Source organism: Methylosinus sp. Ce-a6 (genome assembly GCF_009811655.1).
In the GTDB taxonomy this organism is placed as follows: Bacteria; Pseudomonadota; Alphaproteobacteria; order Rhizobiales; family Beijerinckiaceae; genus Methylosinus.
This window is the reverse complement of the sequence record NZ_BGJX01000024.1, coordinates 1-14,141: the sequence shown is the minus strand read 5'-3', so window position 1 is coordinate 14,141 and position 14,141 is coordinate 1. Positions and strand designations below refer to the sequence as shown.

The window sequence follows — 14,141 nt, the reverse complement described above, 5'->3', positions numbered from 1 at the left end:
CATTCTGGGCGTTGTCGCCTCATTATCGATTTCGTCTCGGATCAGCGCCCTTGCAAACAATCTTCGAGGGGCGCTTCGAAGCGGCCTCCTCGCAACTCTCGTCCTTCGCGCCCGCGAAGACGGTAGTCGAATGTAAAATTAAACCACGACTCCCGCGAATTCGTCGAGTCTCGATTTATCGCGCCCGTGAGATTCGTCGGCCGAGCGTCCGCGACCCGTTACGGCGGACGGCGCGCCTTCCCATTTCGGCCGCATTTCCTCCCGACAAACGACTCGGACGTAAACGGCAGGGAGGCCGAAAGGAATGGTTCGGACCAAGGCGTATTCGGCTCTAGCTCTCTTTTTCGGCCTCGTCCTCGCGGGAGGGGCGCAGGCGGCCAATTTCCTGGATCGCGGCCCGGTCGCGGATTTCGTCAACAATTTCCGCCTTCAGTCCATCCAGAGCCAGACCGTCGCCTGGCGCCATCCCGAATATAAGAAGGGCACGATCGTCGTCTCGACGAAAGAGCGGCGGCTCTATTATGTGCTGGGGCCTACCCGAGCGATCGAATATGGCGTCGGCGTCGGCCGCGAGGGCTTCACCTGGTCGGGCGTGAAGACCATCACCGCGAAGAAGGAATGGCCGGACTGGCGCCCGCCGGCGGCCATGCTCAAGCGCCGGCCGGACCTGCCCCGCCATATGGAGGGCGGCCAGGACAATCCCCTGGGCGCCCGCGCGCTCTATCTCGGCTCCAGCGATTATCGCATCCATGGCTCCAATGAGGGCGACACGATCGGCGAGGCCGTCTCCTCCGGCTGCATCCGCATGACCAATCGCGACGTCGTCGACCTCTACGACAGGGTCAAGGTCGGGACCCGCGTGGTGGTGCTGAAATGACAGCGCGGCTCTTCTCGAGCTATTAACTCCGTGTCCTTATCGTTGTTCGTCAGAGTTTCGAGGAAGACGGTCATGCGCAAATTCGGGATTCTGGCGGGCCTCGTCTTCGCCTATGCGCTGCTCGCCGGCTGCGACAAATGCAGCCATGACATCCAGGACATCCGCCTTCCCCTGCCGCACGCCTGCTCGCGCTGAGCGGCTGTTTGGGGTATAGGCGGACCGTCTTCGTGTTCTTCGTGTCCTTGTGGTTCTTTTCACCACAAGGACACGAAGAACACGAAGAGAGACCTGGGTGAGCCAATGTCGTCGCGTGCGGCCGAATTTTCGAACATGAAAAAGCGCGGCGAGAAATTCGTCGTGCTGACCGCCTATGACGCGCCGACCGCGCGGCTCGAGGTCGAGGCCGGCGTCGATATCGTCATGGTCGGCGACAGCGTCGGCACCAATGTGCTGGGCTACGCCAGCGAGCGCGAGGTGACGCTGGACGATATGGCGCATCACATCGCCGCCGTGCGCCGCGGCGCGGCGAGCGTCTATATCATCGGCGATCTTCCCTATGCGACCTATGAGACCGAAGCGCAAGCGCTGGAAAGCGCCGCGCGGCTCGCGCGCGCCGGCGCCGATTGCGTGAAATTCGAGGGTGCGCGGCCGCAGATCGTCGCCGCGCTGAAGCGCGAAGGCTATGACGTGTGCTGCCACATCGGCCTCGAATCGCAGCATCAGCAAGGCAAGCGCCGCCAGGGCCGGACGGCCGAAGCGGCGGCGGCGCTCCTCGCCGACGCGCTGGCGCTGGACGCCGCAGGAATGGATTTCATCGTTCTCGAGCTCATCCCGCGCGAGCTCGCCGCCGAGATCACCAAGCGCCTGCGCGCGCCGACGATCGGCATAGGCGCGGGCGCCGCCTGCGACGCGCAAGTGCTCGTCGTGCATGATCTCGCCGCATTGGGAACGCGCGACTTCAAGCACAATCGCCGCTATGTGGAGCTCGGCGCGGCGCTGCGCGACGCGGTGGCGGCTTATGCGCGCGATGTGCGTGAGGGGCGCTTCCCGGCCGAGGAGAATGGCTTCTCCATGGAGTCGGCGGAGCTCGCGGCCTTCGAGAAAACCATCGCATGAGCGCTTCGCCCATCGGCTTTCTGCTCGTCAATCTGGGCACGCCGAGCGGCGCCGATTATCGGTCGGTGCGGCGTTATCTGCGCGAGTTTCTGTCGGATCGCCGCGTCGTCGATCTTCCGCCGCTGCTGTGGCGTCCCATTCTCGAGAGCTTCGTGCTCACCTTTCGCCCGCGCCGCTCGGCCCGCGCCTACCGCTCGGTGTGGAATGTCGAGCGCGACGAAGGCCCGCTGAAGACGATCACGCGCGCGCAGGCGGAGCGGCTCGCGCCGCGCTTTTCCGCCGACGGCGTCATCGTCGATTTCGCCATGCGCTACGCCGGGCCTTCGATCGGCGAGAAGATCGACGCGCTCGGCGCGAAGGGCTGCGAGCGCATTCTGCTGTTTCCGCTCTATCCGCAATATGCCGCATCGACCACCGCCTCCGTCGTCGACGAGGCCGCGCGCGCCCTCGCGCGGCTGCGCGTGCAGCCGACATTGCGCTTCGTCCCGCCTTTTTATGACGATCCCGCCTATATAGACGCGCTCGCCGCTTCGACGCGCGCGCAGCTCGCGGCGCTGGATTTCGAGCCAGAGGTTTTGATCGCCTCCTTTCATGGACTGCCGCAAGCGCAGATCGATCGCGGCGATCCCTATCGCCGCCATTGCGAGGCGACGCTCGACCTTTTGCGCGTGGCGCTCGACATGCCGGCGGAGCGTTTGCGCCTCGCCTTTCAATCGCGCTTCGGCCGCACGCAATGGACCGGCCCCTATACGGCGACTGTGCTGCGAGAGCTGGCGCAGAGCGGCGCAAAGCGCGTCGCCGTGCTGACGCCGGGCTTCGTCGCCGATTGCCTCGAGACATTGGAGGAGATCGGCGTCGAGCTGCGCCATTCCTTTCTCACGAGCGGCGGCGAGAAATTCGCGCGGCTCGATTGTCTCAATGACAGCGAGGACGGGCTGCGCGCGCTCGAGACGATCGCGCGGCGGGAATTGTCGGGATGGGCAGTCGGCGGTAGGCAGTAGGCAATGCGCTAGTGCCTAATGCCCACTGCCGACTGCCCATTCCCTAATGCCCTACCGCCCCGTCACCCGCCGCCACAGCCCCTCGAACGGCCGATAGACGAAGCGCACCTCATGCCTGCCCTGCGGCGCGGCGACGGCGCGGAACATCACATTGGCGGGCAGAATTTCCGCCCGCTCGCCGTCCACCTCCGCCGTCCAGGACGGATGGAAGACGTCGTTCAGCACCACATAGCCGCCGCCCCGCGGAACATCGGCGTCGATCACCACTTCCGTATTCGTATAGGAGCGGATGCGCGCGCCGCTCGCTGCGTCCGGCTCGGGATGCGAATGGCGGCAGACGGGCGGCTCCTCCAGCAGCACGCTGGCGCGATAGTCGAGATCCGGCCAGACGCCGTCCTCGATCATCTGCGCGAAATCGACGCGCGAGGCGCAGGTGGCGAGCAGCACGCGCGGCAGCGCCCGCTTGTTCTCATAGACATAAGCGTCCTTGGTGCGCGCGATGAATTCCACGTCGCCGGGCTTCAAATTCTTGTCGATCTCCTCGATCGGAACGCCTGTCGCGATGAAGCGCAGCCCTAAGAGATCGGCGAGAGTGGAGCGATAGGAGGGATAGAGCTTGGAGAAGACGCGCTGCTCGGGCAGAGCGAGATGATCGCCGGCGCCCGTCGCTTCTTCCAGCAGGCGCAGCCGCACCGGATTATAGCCGAACTCCTGATCGAAGCCGTGGATGAGCGAAGCGTTCGGCCAATGGAAATCTATGCCGGCGAGCTCGACGCGGTCGCGCCGATCCGGCGCCGCGGTCGCGGCGAGCCGCGCCCGCAGCAGAGCGATCGTGTCGTTTTGCGTGTCGGCGCGCAGCACGTCGAATTGCTCCGGCGGCAGCGCGGTCGATTCGTTCGGGCCATTGTTGAAGGCGAGATCGAGCGTCATCGTCGCGCCGACGGCGGCGATGAGCGCATAGCGGCGCGCCGCGAGCCGAGGCGCAAAGGCGAAGAGGAGAAAGGCCAGCGCCGCGAAACCGGCGCTCTCTGCGAGCGGCAAGAGCGCGGCGGTGAGATGATCCTTGCTCCAGGCGACGAGCGCGGCGAGCGCGAAGAGCGCGAAGAGCGCCGCGGCGAGAAAACGCAGCGGCGGCCTCGTCGGCGCATGGGCGGCGATATGAAGGCCGAAGCCTGCGAGAATGGAGAGGATCGCGCCGAGCGGGAAAGTGGCGTCGGCCGGTCGGCGGAAGAGATCGACGCCCGGAACATGGAACATCAGCGCGAAGGCCGGGGTGAAACGGCCGAGCGCATAAAGCAGCAGAACCGCCGCCGCCGCCGAGAAGAAGGCGATCTCCCGCGTCGACGGCAGACCATGCCGCGCCAGAGCGATGAGCGAGACGAGCGGCAGCGCGCCCATATAGATGTCGCACATGTTGCGGGCGAGGAAGAGATCAGGCGAGCCGAAGCTCGCCGCGGGCGGTCCCCAGAAATCCTTCAGCGGCCCATCCGTCCCGAAGAGATTGGCGGAAACCAGAGTGAGCAGCGAGGCCGGATGCAGCGAGCCGCGCAATGCGCCTTCGAGATCGATGGCCGGCCGGTTGGATTGCGCCGCGAGCTCCATCGTCAAAGCCAGCGGCGCGGCGACGATGGCCAGCCCGCAGACCGCGCCCGCTAGCAGCGGCGCGACCGCGGTCGAAATTTTGGCGTCGTCGGAAAAAACGCGGAAGATCGCATAGGCCGAGAGCACGAAGACTTCGAGAAAGGCGACCTGATCGCGCCCGAGCACGAGAAAGGCGGCCGAAACGCCCGCATAGGCGCCCCAGAGGGCCGAACGGCGATCGAGCGCGCGGGCGAGCAGGAAGAGCGTCACGGGAAACCAGGCGAGGCTCATCACCTGGCCCGTATGCTGGATGCGCCAAGCGGCCGAGCCGCCGAAGGCGAAAGCGAGCGCGCAAAGGAGCGCGCCTTCCGCCGAGAATTTGCGGTCGCGGAAATAGGCGATGAAGGCGAGGCCGCCCATCGCCAGCATGGCGAAGACGATTCCGTCCTCGAGCGCGAAGGAGGGCTCGGGAAAAAGCCAGGCGGCGAGAAGGAAGAAGGGCGAGAAGATCAGCGATTGCGGATCGGCCAGCTGCGGCGAGCCGGCGAAGACATTGGGAGTCCAGAAGGGCGACTGGCCGGAATGCAGCGCATGGGCGAGGAAAGCGAATTGCGGCTGGAAATGCGCCTTGGCGTCCCAGGGGACGGTGACCCGGCCCGACGCCCAAGGAAAAGCGAGGATGACGGAAGCAGCCAAGAAGACGAGCGCCGCCGCGCCATAGGACTGGGATAATTGCCGTCGCTCGCTCACTTGCGTCTCACTCCGACGAATCTCGATCGCGCCGCATTGCGCATGATTTCGCAATCTGCGCAAATGACGTCGGGTTCAGGCGCCGACGGCGCGCTGCGGCCGGGGCCCGGCGGCCTGCTTTTCGGCCTCGGCGTCGAAGCGGCGTCGTGACTCCTCTATCGTCTCGACATTCTCGAGCGCCCAGTCGCCGAGCCGATGCAGAGGCTCGCGCAGCGAGCGGCCGAGCGGCGTGAGCTCATAATCGACGCGAGGCGGAATGGTCGGATAGACGGTGCGCGTGACGAAGCCGTCGCGCTCCGCCGCGCGTAGCGTCAGCGTCAGCATACGTTGCGAGATTCCGCCGATGCGCCGCCGCAGCTCGTTGAATCGCAAGGGCCCGGAGCCGAGAGATTCGACGACGAGGACGGTCCATTTGTCGCCGATCCGCGACAGTATCGCCGCAATGCGCCCGCATTGGGCGGGAACATGCATGTGACCCCGTTCCAAAAATGTGCCTCCTTGCGCGCGCCGATGGCAGGGAGCATCCTAGCCTAGGTTACCACTTTATACCAGGAGCGAGCCGCATGACCCGCCTATTGCAAGTCGATTCGAGCATTCTCGGCGACAAATCGCTGAGCCGGCGCCTCACCGCCGAGCTCGTCGAAAAGCTGCAGGCCGACATTCCCGGCCTCGAGGTCGCCTATCGCGACGTGGCCGCAGAGGCGCCGCCGATCCTCTCCGGCCCCTTGTTCTTCGCCCGCGCCGGCGGCGCCGAGCCCGAAGACTCGGCCCTCAGCGCCGATCTCGCCCGCGGCCGCGAGCTGCTCGACGAATTTCTGGCGGCCGATATCATCGTCATCGGCGCGCCCATGTATAATTTCTCGGTTCCCACGCAATTGCGCGGCTGGATCGACCATCTGGTGGTTCCCGGCAAGACCTTCGCCTACACGCCGGCGGGCGTTCAGGGGCTCGTTTCCGGCAAGCGCGTCATCGTCGTCTCGACGCGCGGCAATTTCTACGCCGGGGACGCCGCGCGATCGGCGCAGGACCATCAGGAGGCCTATCTGCGCACGACCTTCGGCAATCTCGGCGTCACCGATTTCGCCTTCGTCCGCGCCGAGGGCGTCGGCCTCGGCGAGGCGCAGAAAAACGAGGCGCTGGCCGCGGCGCGGCGCGAGATCGCCGAGCTGGCGGCAGCCTGAAAAAAAGCGGCCCCGCAAAGCGGGGCCGCGACGGGACAGGTCAATCACTACGCCCTATAAATTCCGCTCCGCCGCCGAGAAGCGGCGACTCGCAACGCCACACGCCACCCACGCGTTCAATCGAAAACGGAGCCCAGCGCCGCTCCGATCAAACCGAAAACCACCGCGCTCGCGATGATGGCCGGGCCGCCCATGAGGCCATAGCCCACCACGGCGCCGATGACCGCCGCGACGCCGCCGGCGATCAGCTTGCCCGTGTCCTTGTCTTTCTTGCCGGCCTCGCCGGTCTTCTCCGCGATATTGTCGGCCATTTGCGCTTCTCCTCGAAAAGGAATCGCCCTCGACACCGCATCACGCCCGCTCCTCTAGCAGGGACGTGTAATGCTCTCGTGAGAGTCTCTTGACGGGGGAGTGACAGCCCGCGCGCGGCCCTTTCGCCCGGCGTGGCTTTCGCCGGGGACGAAAGCTTAGTAAAGTCCCGCCCGCATTCCGGCCGGCGCGCGGAGCCGGGCCAAAGTCGAGGACGAAAGACGTGACAGGGACATCGGATACGAGCGGGCGCGCCACGGCGAGCGTCAATGCGCTGGCGGGCGAGATCGTCGACAGGCTCGTCGCGGGGGCGGAGCGCTATCGTCTCGCCGTTTCGCGGGGAAGCCTGGGCGAGCTGTTGATCGACTCGGGCGCAAAGGTCGCAGGCGGCATAGACGCCGGCCTGCTTCTCACCGAGATCTGCCTCGGGGGCCTCGGCAAGGTCACGCTCTCGCCGGCGTCGGGCCAGAAGAACTGGCCGTTCTGGCTCACCGTCTCCAGCAACGACCCGGTCGTCGCCTGTCTCGCCAGCCAATATGCCGGCTGGAGCCTCTCCCATGAGAAATTCTTCGCGCTCGGCTCCGGCCCCGGCCGCTCGCTGGCGCGCAAGGAAGCCCTGTTCACGGAGCTTCCCTATAAGGACTCGGCCGATCGCGCGACCATCGTGCTGGAGGCCGGCGCGCCGCCGCCGGAGGCGGTCGTCGCCAAGGTCGCCAATGACTGCGGCGTGTCGCCGGAGAAGCTCGCCTTCATTTATGCGCCGACGCAGAGTCTGGCCGGCAGCGTGCAGGTCGTCGGCCGCGTGCTCGAGGTGGCGCTGCACAAGGCGCATGAGCTGAAATTCCCGCTCGAGCACATTGTCGACGGCATCGCCACCGCGCCGCTGTCGCCGCCGCATCCCGATTTCGTCACGGCCATGGGCCGCACCAATGACGCGATCATCTACTCGGGCCGCGCCCATCTCTTCGTGCGCGGGCCGGCTTCGGCGGCCAAGGAGCTCGCCGAGAAACTGCCGAGCTCGACCTCGCGCGACTACGGACGGCCTTTCGCGGAAATTTTCAAAGCGTATAAGGGCGACTTCTACAAGATCGACCCGAGCCTGTTTTCGCCCGCCGAGGCGATCGTGACGGCGGTCGAGACCGGCGAGACATTCCGTGGCGGAGCCATCGACGAAAAACTGCTCGACGCCTCTTTCGGCTGAGCCCGCGCGCCCCCGCGAGGGGGCGCCGCGCATTGCGATCTTCACCGACGAGCTCGACTGGCATGTCGAGCGGCTCATCAAAGGCTTCGCGCGTCACGGCGCGCGGGCCGTCCCCGTGCGCCTGTCGGCCTGCAAGATCGACACGACGCGACCGCAGGCGCTCGCCATTCCGGGCTTTCACGGCGCGCTGCCGGACGCCTGCGTCGTGCGCGCGATCGGCGACGGCTCGCTGGAGACGATCACGCTGCGGCTCGGCGTGCTGCATGCGCTCGGCGCGCTCGGCGTGCCGCTCGTCAACAGCGCGCGCGCGATCGAGCGCTGCACCGACAAATCCGCGGCGAGCTTCCTGCTCGCGGCCGCGCGCATTCCGACGCCCGCGACTTTCGTGACCGGCTCGCGCGCCGAGGCGCTGCGCATCATCCGCAGCGAATGCGGATCGGGGCCGCTGGTGCTGAAGCCGCTGTTCGGCGCGCAGGGCTGGGGGTTGAAGCTCATCCGCCGCGAGGAAGACCTGCCGACGGAGGAGGAGGCGCGCGGCGTCTTCTATCTGCAACGCTTCGTCGCGCCCAAGGGCCCGGAATACGAGGATATGCGCTTGCTCGTCTCGCATGGCGAGATCGTCGGCGCGATGCGGCGGCGCTCGCGGCGCTGGATCACCAATGTGCGCCAGGGGGCGCGGCCGACGCCCTGCGAGCCGACCGCGCGCGAGCGCGAATTGGCCTTGCGCGCGACCGCCGCCCTCGGCGCCGATTTCGCCGGCGTCGATGTCATCAGCGGCGCCGACGGCCTGCCCATGGTGCTCGAGGTCAACAGCATGGCCGGCTGGAGCGGGCTGCAGAGCGTCACCCCTTTCCAGATCGCCGAGCGCGTCGCCGGCGACATTTTGGCGGCGATCGGCGCCGCGCGCCGCGCCCATGGCTGATTCCCTCGCCGAAAAAATCGCTCGCGCCTTCGTCGCCGCCTGCGAGGACGAGCTCGCCGCCCCCAAGCCGGGCAATGTCCATATATATGCGCCGGGCCATGGCATGGAGGCGGCGGATTTCGTCGCCAGCGCCAATGCCGCCGCGCCTTTTCTCGCGGCGCCGGGCGCGCGCGTCGGCGAGCGCATTCTGGGCGCGGTGGAGGCGACCTGGACGCGCGTCGGCTGCAACACCAATCTCGGCATCGTGCTGCTCTGCGCGCCGCTCGCTCATGCGGCGATGCAGGAGGGGCCCGGCGGACTCGCCGAAAAGCTCGCGACGACGCTGGGCGCGCTCGATTCGACCGACGCCGATCTCGCCTTTCGCGCGATTCTGCGGGCCTCGCCCGCCGGCCTCGGCGCCGCGCCGCAGCACGACGTGGCCGAGCCCGCGCGAATCTCTCTGCTCGAAGCCATGGCGCTCGCCGCCGATCGCGATCTCGTCGCGAGGCAATATGCGAATGGTTTTGCGGACGTTTTCGGCGCCGGCCGCGCGGCGATGCTGCGTTCGAGCGCGCGCGGCCACGACAGGGAGATGACGACGCTCCAGCTCTTCATGAGTTATGCGCGACAATTTCCCGATACGCATATCCAGCGGAAATTCGGCGAAAAAGTCGCTCTCGACGCCTTGACGGATTTTCGAGAAGCGGCTTCACTTCTCGACGCCGTCGACGAGAGAGACTCCATGTTCCGGATCGCCCTGGAACTGGATCGCTCTCTGAAGAAAAGCGGCTATAATCCGGGGGCCTGCGCGGACCTGACGGTCGCCGCGCTTTTTGTCGATTATCTGCTCGCCATCTTGCCGAACGTCCACAAAAATGGTTGAGTTCGCGCCGCGCGAGATGGTCTCGCGACCGGCTCGACCGGCTCGGCCGCATTTCGGCCTGACGCCGGAGAGACAGAGGGAGGCGCCCGCGCTGGCAGCCGCGTGGGCGACAAGTCGAGTTTATCGAAAGGAAGAAACATGGCCCTGATCAACAAGCTCCTGGTCGGCGAGTCGCTCGTCGGCGAAGGCAATGAAGTCGCTCACATCGACCTCCTGATCGGACCGCGCGGCAGCGCGGCCGAGACCGCCTTCGCCAATGCGCTCGTCAACAACAAGGACGGCTTCACCACGCTGCTCGCCGTCGTTGCGCCGAATCTGCTGGCCAAGCCGAACACGATCCTCTTCAACAAGGTCACCATCAAGAACGCCAAGCAGGCCGTTCAGATGTTCGGACCGGCCCAGGCCGGCGTCGCCAAGGCCGTCGCCGATTCGGTCGCCGAAGGCGTGATCCCGCTCGCCGAGGCCGATGACCTCTTCATCTCGGTCGGCGTGTTCATCCACTGGGAAGCCAACGACGACAAGAAGATCCAGGAGTACAACTATCAGGCCACGAAGGAAGCCATCGCGCGCGCCGTCAAGGGCGAGCCGAAGGCCGCCGAGGTCGTCGCCAAGCGCAACGACGTCAAGCATCCTTTCGGCGCCAACTGAGCTCATCGGTCGGCCGGCGAGCGACGGCGCGCATCTCGCGCGCCGCCGCTTCGCTGCGATGCGGCGCCCGCCGCCGCGATTTTCGAGGAGCCGCCCGCGGCTCCTCTTCGTCGACTCGAATTGAAGCGAATCGATCCGCGGTCGGCGCGTCACCAGTCGGCTTCCTGACGGAAGTTGCAGCGAGATTGGGGGGGCCTCGCGCAGGCCGAGAACAACGCCGCCAAGGCGTGACGAACAGACCGAAAGGAAATCGAACATGGCTTCGATAATCGATAAGATCTTGGGCGCTCTCTTTCCGAAGGCCGGCGTCGGCGGCTCGACGCCGAAGCTGCTGGTCGGCGAGTCGCTCGTCGGCGAGGGCAATGAGGTCGCGCATATCGACCTGCTGATGGGCCCGCGCGGCAGCTCCGCCGAGACGGCTTTCGCCAATGCGCTCGTCAACAACAAGGACGGCTTCACCACCCTGCTCGCCGTCGTCGCGCCGAATCTCCTGGTGAAGCCCTACACGATCCTGTTCAACAAGGTGACGATCAAGAACGCCAAGCAGGCCGTGCAGATGTTCGGCCCGGCGCAATATGGCGTCGCCAAGGCGGTCGCCGACAGCGTCGCCGAAGGGATCATCCCGATCGAGCAGGCCGACGACCTCTTCATCTCGGTCGGCGTGTTCATTCATTGGGAAGCCAATGACGATCAGAAGATCCAGGACTTCAACTATCGCGCCACGAAGGAAGCGATCGCCCGCGCGCTGAAGGGCGATCCGAGCGCCTCCCGCGTGCTCTCCGAGCGCGTGACCGCCAAGCACCCCTTCGCCGCCGCCGAGTAAGGCGCGGATCGTTTCCCGGCTGCAAAGAGGAGCCGCCGCCGCGGCTCCTCTTTCTTTTTTGGCGGCGCTCATTTCCGCACGGCGCCTTCATACGGTTCCCGTTGTTCGGCTCGGCGCGCTCCCCCTCTCCCCGCGAGCGGCTATCGGCTTCACATGGCGCGAAACCCTGCGGCCGTCATGGCCGGGCTTGTCCCGGCCATCCACGCCAAGCAGCTGAGAAACCAAAGGAAAGCGCCCGCCATCGACGGACTCTATCCCATGTCGGACGCCGCCGGAGCTTCGGCGTCACGCCAAACTTCTACGACGCCTCGGCGCGCGCTGGCGTGGATGGCCGGGACAAGCCCGGCCAGGACGCCGTGGGGAGACGAGGATGTGGCATTCGAATAGCCGCGAGCGGGGAGAGGGAAGCCGCGACGCCGCGCGAGCGATCGGACGAAAACACCTTACATGGCGCGACGCAGCTCCTGCGCCGACAGCCGCCCGTCATGCAGCGCCGAGGCGACGAGCACGCCGGCGACGCCGATGCGCGCTAGCGCCTCGAGATCGCGCGCGTCGCGCAATCCGCCGGCGGCGTAGATCTCCCTGCCCTGCGCGCGGCGCGCCAGCGACGACAAAAGCGCGAGGTCCGGTCCGGCGAAGGCGCCGACGCGCGCCAGAGTCATGACGATGACGCGCGGCGGCCAGAATTGCGGATTGTCGAGGAGCGCGCGCGGCCCGAGAAAGCCGTCGCCGCGAAAATCGAGCGAGAGAATGGCGCGCGCCTCCCGCGAGAGATCCGGGGCGCGATCCTGCGCGAGACTCTCGCTGCCGATGACGGGATAAAGATTGGCGAGCCCGAAGGCTCGCGGTCCACGGGCCGCATCGGATCGCGAGCCTTCAGGCTCGCTTTCGGCGCCATTATCGACCCAGAAACAGATTTGCGGAAAGCGCCGCGCCAGCGCCTCGATCGCCGCGCCATGATCGCCGCATCGCTCTATGGCGTCGAGATCGGCAATATAGATCGTGTCGAAAGCAAAGAGCCGCAGAAAGCCGGCGACGATCGCCTCCGGCGCGCTGCCGGCGGCGAGCGGCGTGACGATCGGCGCATAGGCGGCGCGCTCGCCGCGAAAGGCGCGCACGACATGGCCGCCTTTGAGGTCGATGACGGGGATGATCCGCATGGGGGCGAATTATAGGGGACAATGCGCGCCCGCGCGACGGCGGCGCTGCGATTTAGAAATTTGAGAGGCGCCAGAAGGGGGTATTCGCGCGCGCGGTTCCCTAGTGGCGGGTTATGCGACTGCAAGATCACTTTCCTTCTCGACGGTTTCGCAGATGCAGCGAAAACGTCGTCTCACGTCATAGTTTTCTTGCCGGCCACATCTTGAAGGTGGAGCTTGGCCTCCCACATATCGCGGCAATGCCGCCTCTTGCGTTCCATTAGTAGTGGCGACCCTCTTCGTGGAGATGGATATGGTCGACAAAAATCAGCTTTTCGTTGAGCGGAGACCCGAGGGCGATTACGCGGTGCGTAAGCCGAACTCACAGCGCGCGAGCGCGGTTGAACCGACGCAGGCGAAAGCGATTCAGCGGGCCAAAGAATTGAACCCGAAGGCGACGCCGCTGGTCGAGCGCGTGCGCGAGACGAAGAACGGCAGCCCCGATAAGTGGCGCAAGCGGTGAGCGGCGCTAAAGCCGTCTGAATTGGCCGGCTCATCGAGCGGCAGTTTTCATATTGGCGAAGTCAGATGAAAGGAGATCACTTGGCTAGATGCACAGCACCAGTAGAGGGCCATCGCTCAGCAAGTGCTGCAGCGAACTGCCCTGCATGCCGTGGCGGCTTTGGCCGCTACAGCGGCTACGGGTCGTCGTACTCGCTCCCGTCATACTCCTCGTCGGCGAGCATCGGAGGCGGCCGGAGCAGCGGCGGCGGGTCTGGCAGCAGCGTAAGGCCGAGATGGTCCCGAGCTGGTTCGTCCGTGGCATACACGCCTGCCGAGGTGCGGGCGCTTACACCGATCCGCGAAAGCGTCGAAAAGCGAGCGTCCCTGCCTGACCTTCGGGACGTCTTTCTCTGCCACGCGTGGGACGACCGAGGAGGTGCCGCCAAGGAGCTGCACGATCTACTTGAGTCGCGCGGTGTCTCGGTTTGGTTCAGCGAGAAGGACGTTCTCCTCGGCGCGCCATTGCTCCGCGAAATCGACAAGGGACTGGCGAAGTCGCGGGTCGGGATCGTGCTGGTAACTCCTGCGCTATTGCGCCGCGTACAAGGAGAGGGCATCGCCGACAAAGAGCTTTCGGCACTCCTAGCGCGCGACCTGCTCGTTCCCATCGTGCACAACACGACGTATGAGGCTCTCCGTGACGTCAGCCCGCTGCTCGGCTCGCGAAGCGGCTTGAGCACTGAAGAAGAGTCGATGGCAAACGTCGCGGCCAAGCTTGCCGAGCTGGTTGCTCTTCCGAGTCTTGCCAATGAAGCGCGCGTTTGAGCGACTGCTTTAGCAATCCGCGTTCCTGACGCGGATTTCCGCTATGGCTCGAAGCTGCTCTTCGCCTGTCGTAGAAATCAAGACTTTTGCACGGTCGCCGCACACCCAAATTTTCAACGGGTTGGGTCGTGCAAAAGATACGTGCGAAAGAACACAGCTTCGGTCCAAAGTCGCCCAGCTTCCGCGAACGTCCCCTTTGGGTCAGAAGGCGAATCTCCCCACCGTCGGCCCCTTGACACATCCTGAAAATATTCCTATCTCTCCCTCGCTCCCGCCGATGCAAGGGCGCGTTCCTCGGGTCGTGGAACGCGGGCGGGGGCCGGCTCCATCCGGGACGGCGACCCCCGTCCCTGGACAGGCGGCGCGTCGCCGGACCGGCGTTTCTCTCCCGTCCATAGGGAG

The 14,141-nt window shown here is 66.0% G+C and carries 16 protein-coding genes; 12 read left to right on the top strand and 4 right to left on the bottom strand.

The window, feature by feature from the left end; all coding sequences use genetic code 11:
• Window positions 1-304 precede the first annotated feature (304 nt).
• The 4 genes from Mspo_RS14380 (at window position 305) to hemH (ending at window position 2,994) form a co-directional block, all read left to right on the top strand.
• Window positions 305-877 carry a L,D-transpeptidase gene (locus Mspo_RS14380; protein WP_159730886.1) on the top strand — a complete coding sequence of 191 codons (573 nt, stop codon included), beginning with the start codon at window positions 305-307 and terminating at the stop codon, window positions 875-877.
• Between the two features lie 72 nt (window positions 878-949).
• Window positions 950-1,072 (top strand): hypothetical protein, encoded by a 123-nt coding sequence (locus Mspo_RS20100; protein ID WP_256366360.1) that lies wholly within the window; start codon window positions 950-952, stop codon window positions 1,070-1,072.
• 105 nt (window positions 1,073-1,177) lie between these two features.
• Complete coding sequence (gene panB, locus Mspo_RS14375; protein WP_256366359.1) at window positions 1,178-1,993, top strand: 3-methyl-2-oxobutanoate hydroxymethyltransferase; 816 nt, start codon at window positions 1,178-1,180, stop codon at window positions 1,991-1,993.
• The gene (hemH, locus tag Mspo_RS14370) at window positions 1,990-2,994 is read left to right on the top strand and encodes a ferrochelatase (protein ID WP_159730882.1); all 1,005 of its coding nucleotides are present in this window, start codon (window positions 1,990-1,992) and stop codon (window positions 2,992-2,994) included. Before panB ends, hemH begins: the two co-directional genes overlap by 4 nt.
• 51 nt (window positions 2,995-3,045) lie before the next feature.
• Here hemH and Mspo_RS14365 read toward each other — a convergent pair whose 3' ends face one another.
• Window positions 3,046-5,325 (bottom strand): hypothetical protein, encoded by a 2,280-nt coding sequence (locus Mspo_RS14365; protein ID WP_159730880.1) that lies wholly within the window; start codon window positions 5,323-5,325, stop codon window positions 3,046-3,048.
• Window positions 5,326-5,400: 75 nt separating this feature from the next.
• On the bottom strand, window positions 5,401-5,796 hold the full coding sequence (locus tag Mspo_RS14360; protein ID WP_244613456.1) for a helix-turn-helix domain-containing protein: 396 nt from the start codon (window positions 5,794-5,796) through the stop codon (window positions 5,401-5,403).
• Window positions 5,797-5,888: 92 nt separating this feature from the next.
• Here Mspo_RS14360 and Mspo_RS14355 point away from each other — a divergent pair, with 92 nt between their 5' ends.
• Window positions 5,889-6,506 carry an FMN-dependent NADH-azoreductase gene (locus Mspo_RS14355; RefSeq protein WP_159730876.1) on the top strand — a complete coding sequence of 206 codons (618 nt, stop codon included), beginning with the start codon at window positions 5,889-5,891 and terminating at the stop codon, window positions 6,504-6,506.
• 116 nt (window positions 6,507-6,622) lie between these two features.
• Here Mspo_RS14355 and Mspo_RS14350 read toward each other — a convergent pair whose 3' ends face one another.
• A complete protein-coding gene (locus Mspo_RS14350) occupies window positions 6,623-6,817 on the bottom strand; it encodes a hypothetical protein (protein ID WP_159730874.1) in 195 nt (64 codons plus the stop codon).
• A 221-nt stretch (window positions 6,818-7,038) separates the two neighbouring features.
• On the opposite strand from Mspo_RS14350, the gene mch reads away from it, so the two are divergent.
• From mch to fae (Mspo_RS14325), 5 genes are all read left to right on the top strand, one after another.
• A complete protein-coding gene (mch, locus tag Mspo_RS14345) occupies window positions 7,039-8,016 on the top strand; it encodes a methenyltetrahydromethanopterin cyclohydrolase (RefSeq protein WP_159730872.1) in 978 nt (325 codons plus the stop codon).
• The gene (locus Mspo_RS14340; protein WP_159730870.1) at window positions 7,970-8,938 is read left to right on the top strand and encodes a RimK family alpha-L-glutamate ligase; all 969 of its coding nucleotides are present in this window, start codon (window positions 7,970-7,972) and stop codon (window positions 8,936-8,938) included. The genes mch and Mspo_RS14340 overlap by 47 nt, the downstream gene beginning before the upstream one ends.
• Window positions 8,931-9,800: a triphosphoribosyl-dephospho-CoA synthase gene (locus tag Mspo_RS14335; RefSeq protein ID WP_159730868.1), complete on the top strand. Its 870-nt coding sequence runs from the start codon at window positions 8,931-8,933 to the stop codon at window positions 9,798-9,800. The genes Mspo_RS14340 and Mspo_RS14335 overlap by 8 nt, the downstream gene beginning before the upstream one ends.
• 138 nt (window positions 9,801-9,938) lie before the next feature.
• Window positions 9,939-10,448 carry a formaldehyde-activating enzyme gene (gene fae, locus Mspo_RS14330; protein WP_018266692.1) on the top strand — a complete coding sequence of 170 codons (510 nt, stop codon included), beginning with the start codon at window positions 9,939-9,941 and terminating at the stop codon, window positions 10,446-10,448.
• A gap of 256 nt (window positions 10,449-10,704) precedes the next feature.
• Window positions 10,705-11,271 carry a formaldehyde-activating enzyme gene (gene fae, locus Mspo_RS14325; RefSeq protein WP_159730866.1) on the top strand — a complete coding sequence of 189 codons (567 nt, stop codon included), beginning with the start codon at window positions 10,705-10,707 and terminating at the stop codon, window positions 11,269-11,271.
• 443 nt (window positions 11,272-11,714) lie between these two features.
• Here fae (Mspo_RS14325) and Mspo_RS14320 read toward each other — a convergent pair whose 3' ends face one another.
• Entirely contained in the window at window positions 11,715-12,431 is a 717-nt protein-coding gene (locus Mspo_RS14320; protein ID WP_159730864.1) for a HisA/HisF-related TIM barrel protein, read from the bottom strand.
• A gap of 292 nt (window positions 12,432-12,723) precedes the next feature.
• Between Mspo_RS14320 and Mspo_RS14315 the strand changes: the two genes are divergently transcribed.
• Both Mspo_RS14315 and Mspo_RS14310 read left to right on the top strand, forming a co-directional pair.
• Window positions 12,724-12,933 (top strand): DUF2188 domain-containing protein, encoded by a 210-nt coding sequence (locus tag Mspo_RS14315; protein ID WP_159730862.1) that lies wholly within the window; start codon window positions 12,724-12,726, stop codon window positions 12,931-12,933.
• An 80-nt stretch (window positions 12,934-13,013) separates the two neighbouring features.
• The gene (locus tag Mspo_RS14310; RefSeq protein ID WP_159730860.1) at window positions 13,014-13,739 is read left to right on the top strand and encodes a toll/interleukin-1 receptor domain-containing protein; all 726 of its coding nucleotides are present in this window, start codon (window positions 13,014-13,016) and stop codon (window positions 13,737-13,739) included.
• The last annotated feature ends 402 nt before the right edge of the window (window positions 13,740-14,141 follow it).

What these genes read in the sequence shown, in the direction of transcription:
- Mspo_RS14355 (WP_159730876.1), top strand. Translation starts at nt 5,889, where the DNA reads ATGACCCGCCTATTGCAAGTCGATTCGAGCATTCTCGGCGACAAATCG.
- Mspo_RS14335 (WP_159730868.1), top strand. Translation starts at nt 8,931, where the DNA reads ATGGCTGATTCCCTCGCCGAAAAAATCGCTCGCGCCTTCGTCGCCGCC.
- panB (WP_256366359.1), top strand. Translation starts at nt 1,178, where the DNA reads ATGTCGTCGCGTGCGGCCGAATTTTCGAACATGAAAAAGCGCGGCGAG.
- Mspo_RS14350 (WP_159730874.1), bottom strand. Translation starts at nt 6,817, where the DNA reads ATGGCCGACAATATCGCGGAGAAGACCGGCGAGGCCGGCAAGAAAGAC.
- Mspo_RS20100 (WP_256366360.1), top strand. Translation starts at nt 950, where the DNA reads ATGCGCAAATTCGGGATTCTGGCGGGCCTCGTCTTCGCCTATGCGCTG.
- fae (WP_159730866.1), top strand. Translation starts at nt 10,705, where the DNA reads ATGGCTTCGATAATCGATAAGATCTTGGGCGCTCTCTTTCCGAAGGCC.
- Mspo_RS14380 (WP_159730886.1), top strand. Translation starts at nt 305, where the DNA reads ATGGTTCGGACCAAGGCGTATTCGGCTCTAGCTCTCTTTTTCGGCCTC.
- Mspo_RS14315 (WP_159730862.1), top strand. Translation starts at nt 12,724, where the DNA reads ATGGTCGACAAAAATCAGCTTTTCGTTGAGCGGAGACCCGAGGGCGAT.
- Mspo_RS14360 (WP_244613456.1), bottom strand. Translation starts at nt 5,796, where the DNA reads ATGCATGTTCCCGCCCAATGCGGGCGCATTGCGGCGATACTGTCGCGG.
- Mspo_RS14320 (WP_159730864.1), bottom strand. Translation starts at nt 12,431, where the DNA reads ATGCGGATCATCCCCGTCATCGACCTCAAAGGCGGCCATGTCGTGCGC.
- fae (WP_018266692.1), top strand. Translation starts at nt 9,939, where the DNA reads ATGGCCCTGATCAACAAGCTCCTGGTCGGCGAGTCGCTCGTCGGCGAA.
- hemH (WP_159730882.1), top strand. Translation starts at nt 1,990, where the DNA reads ATGAGCGCTTCGCCCATCGGCTTTCTGCTCGTCAATCTGGGCACGCCG.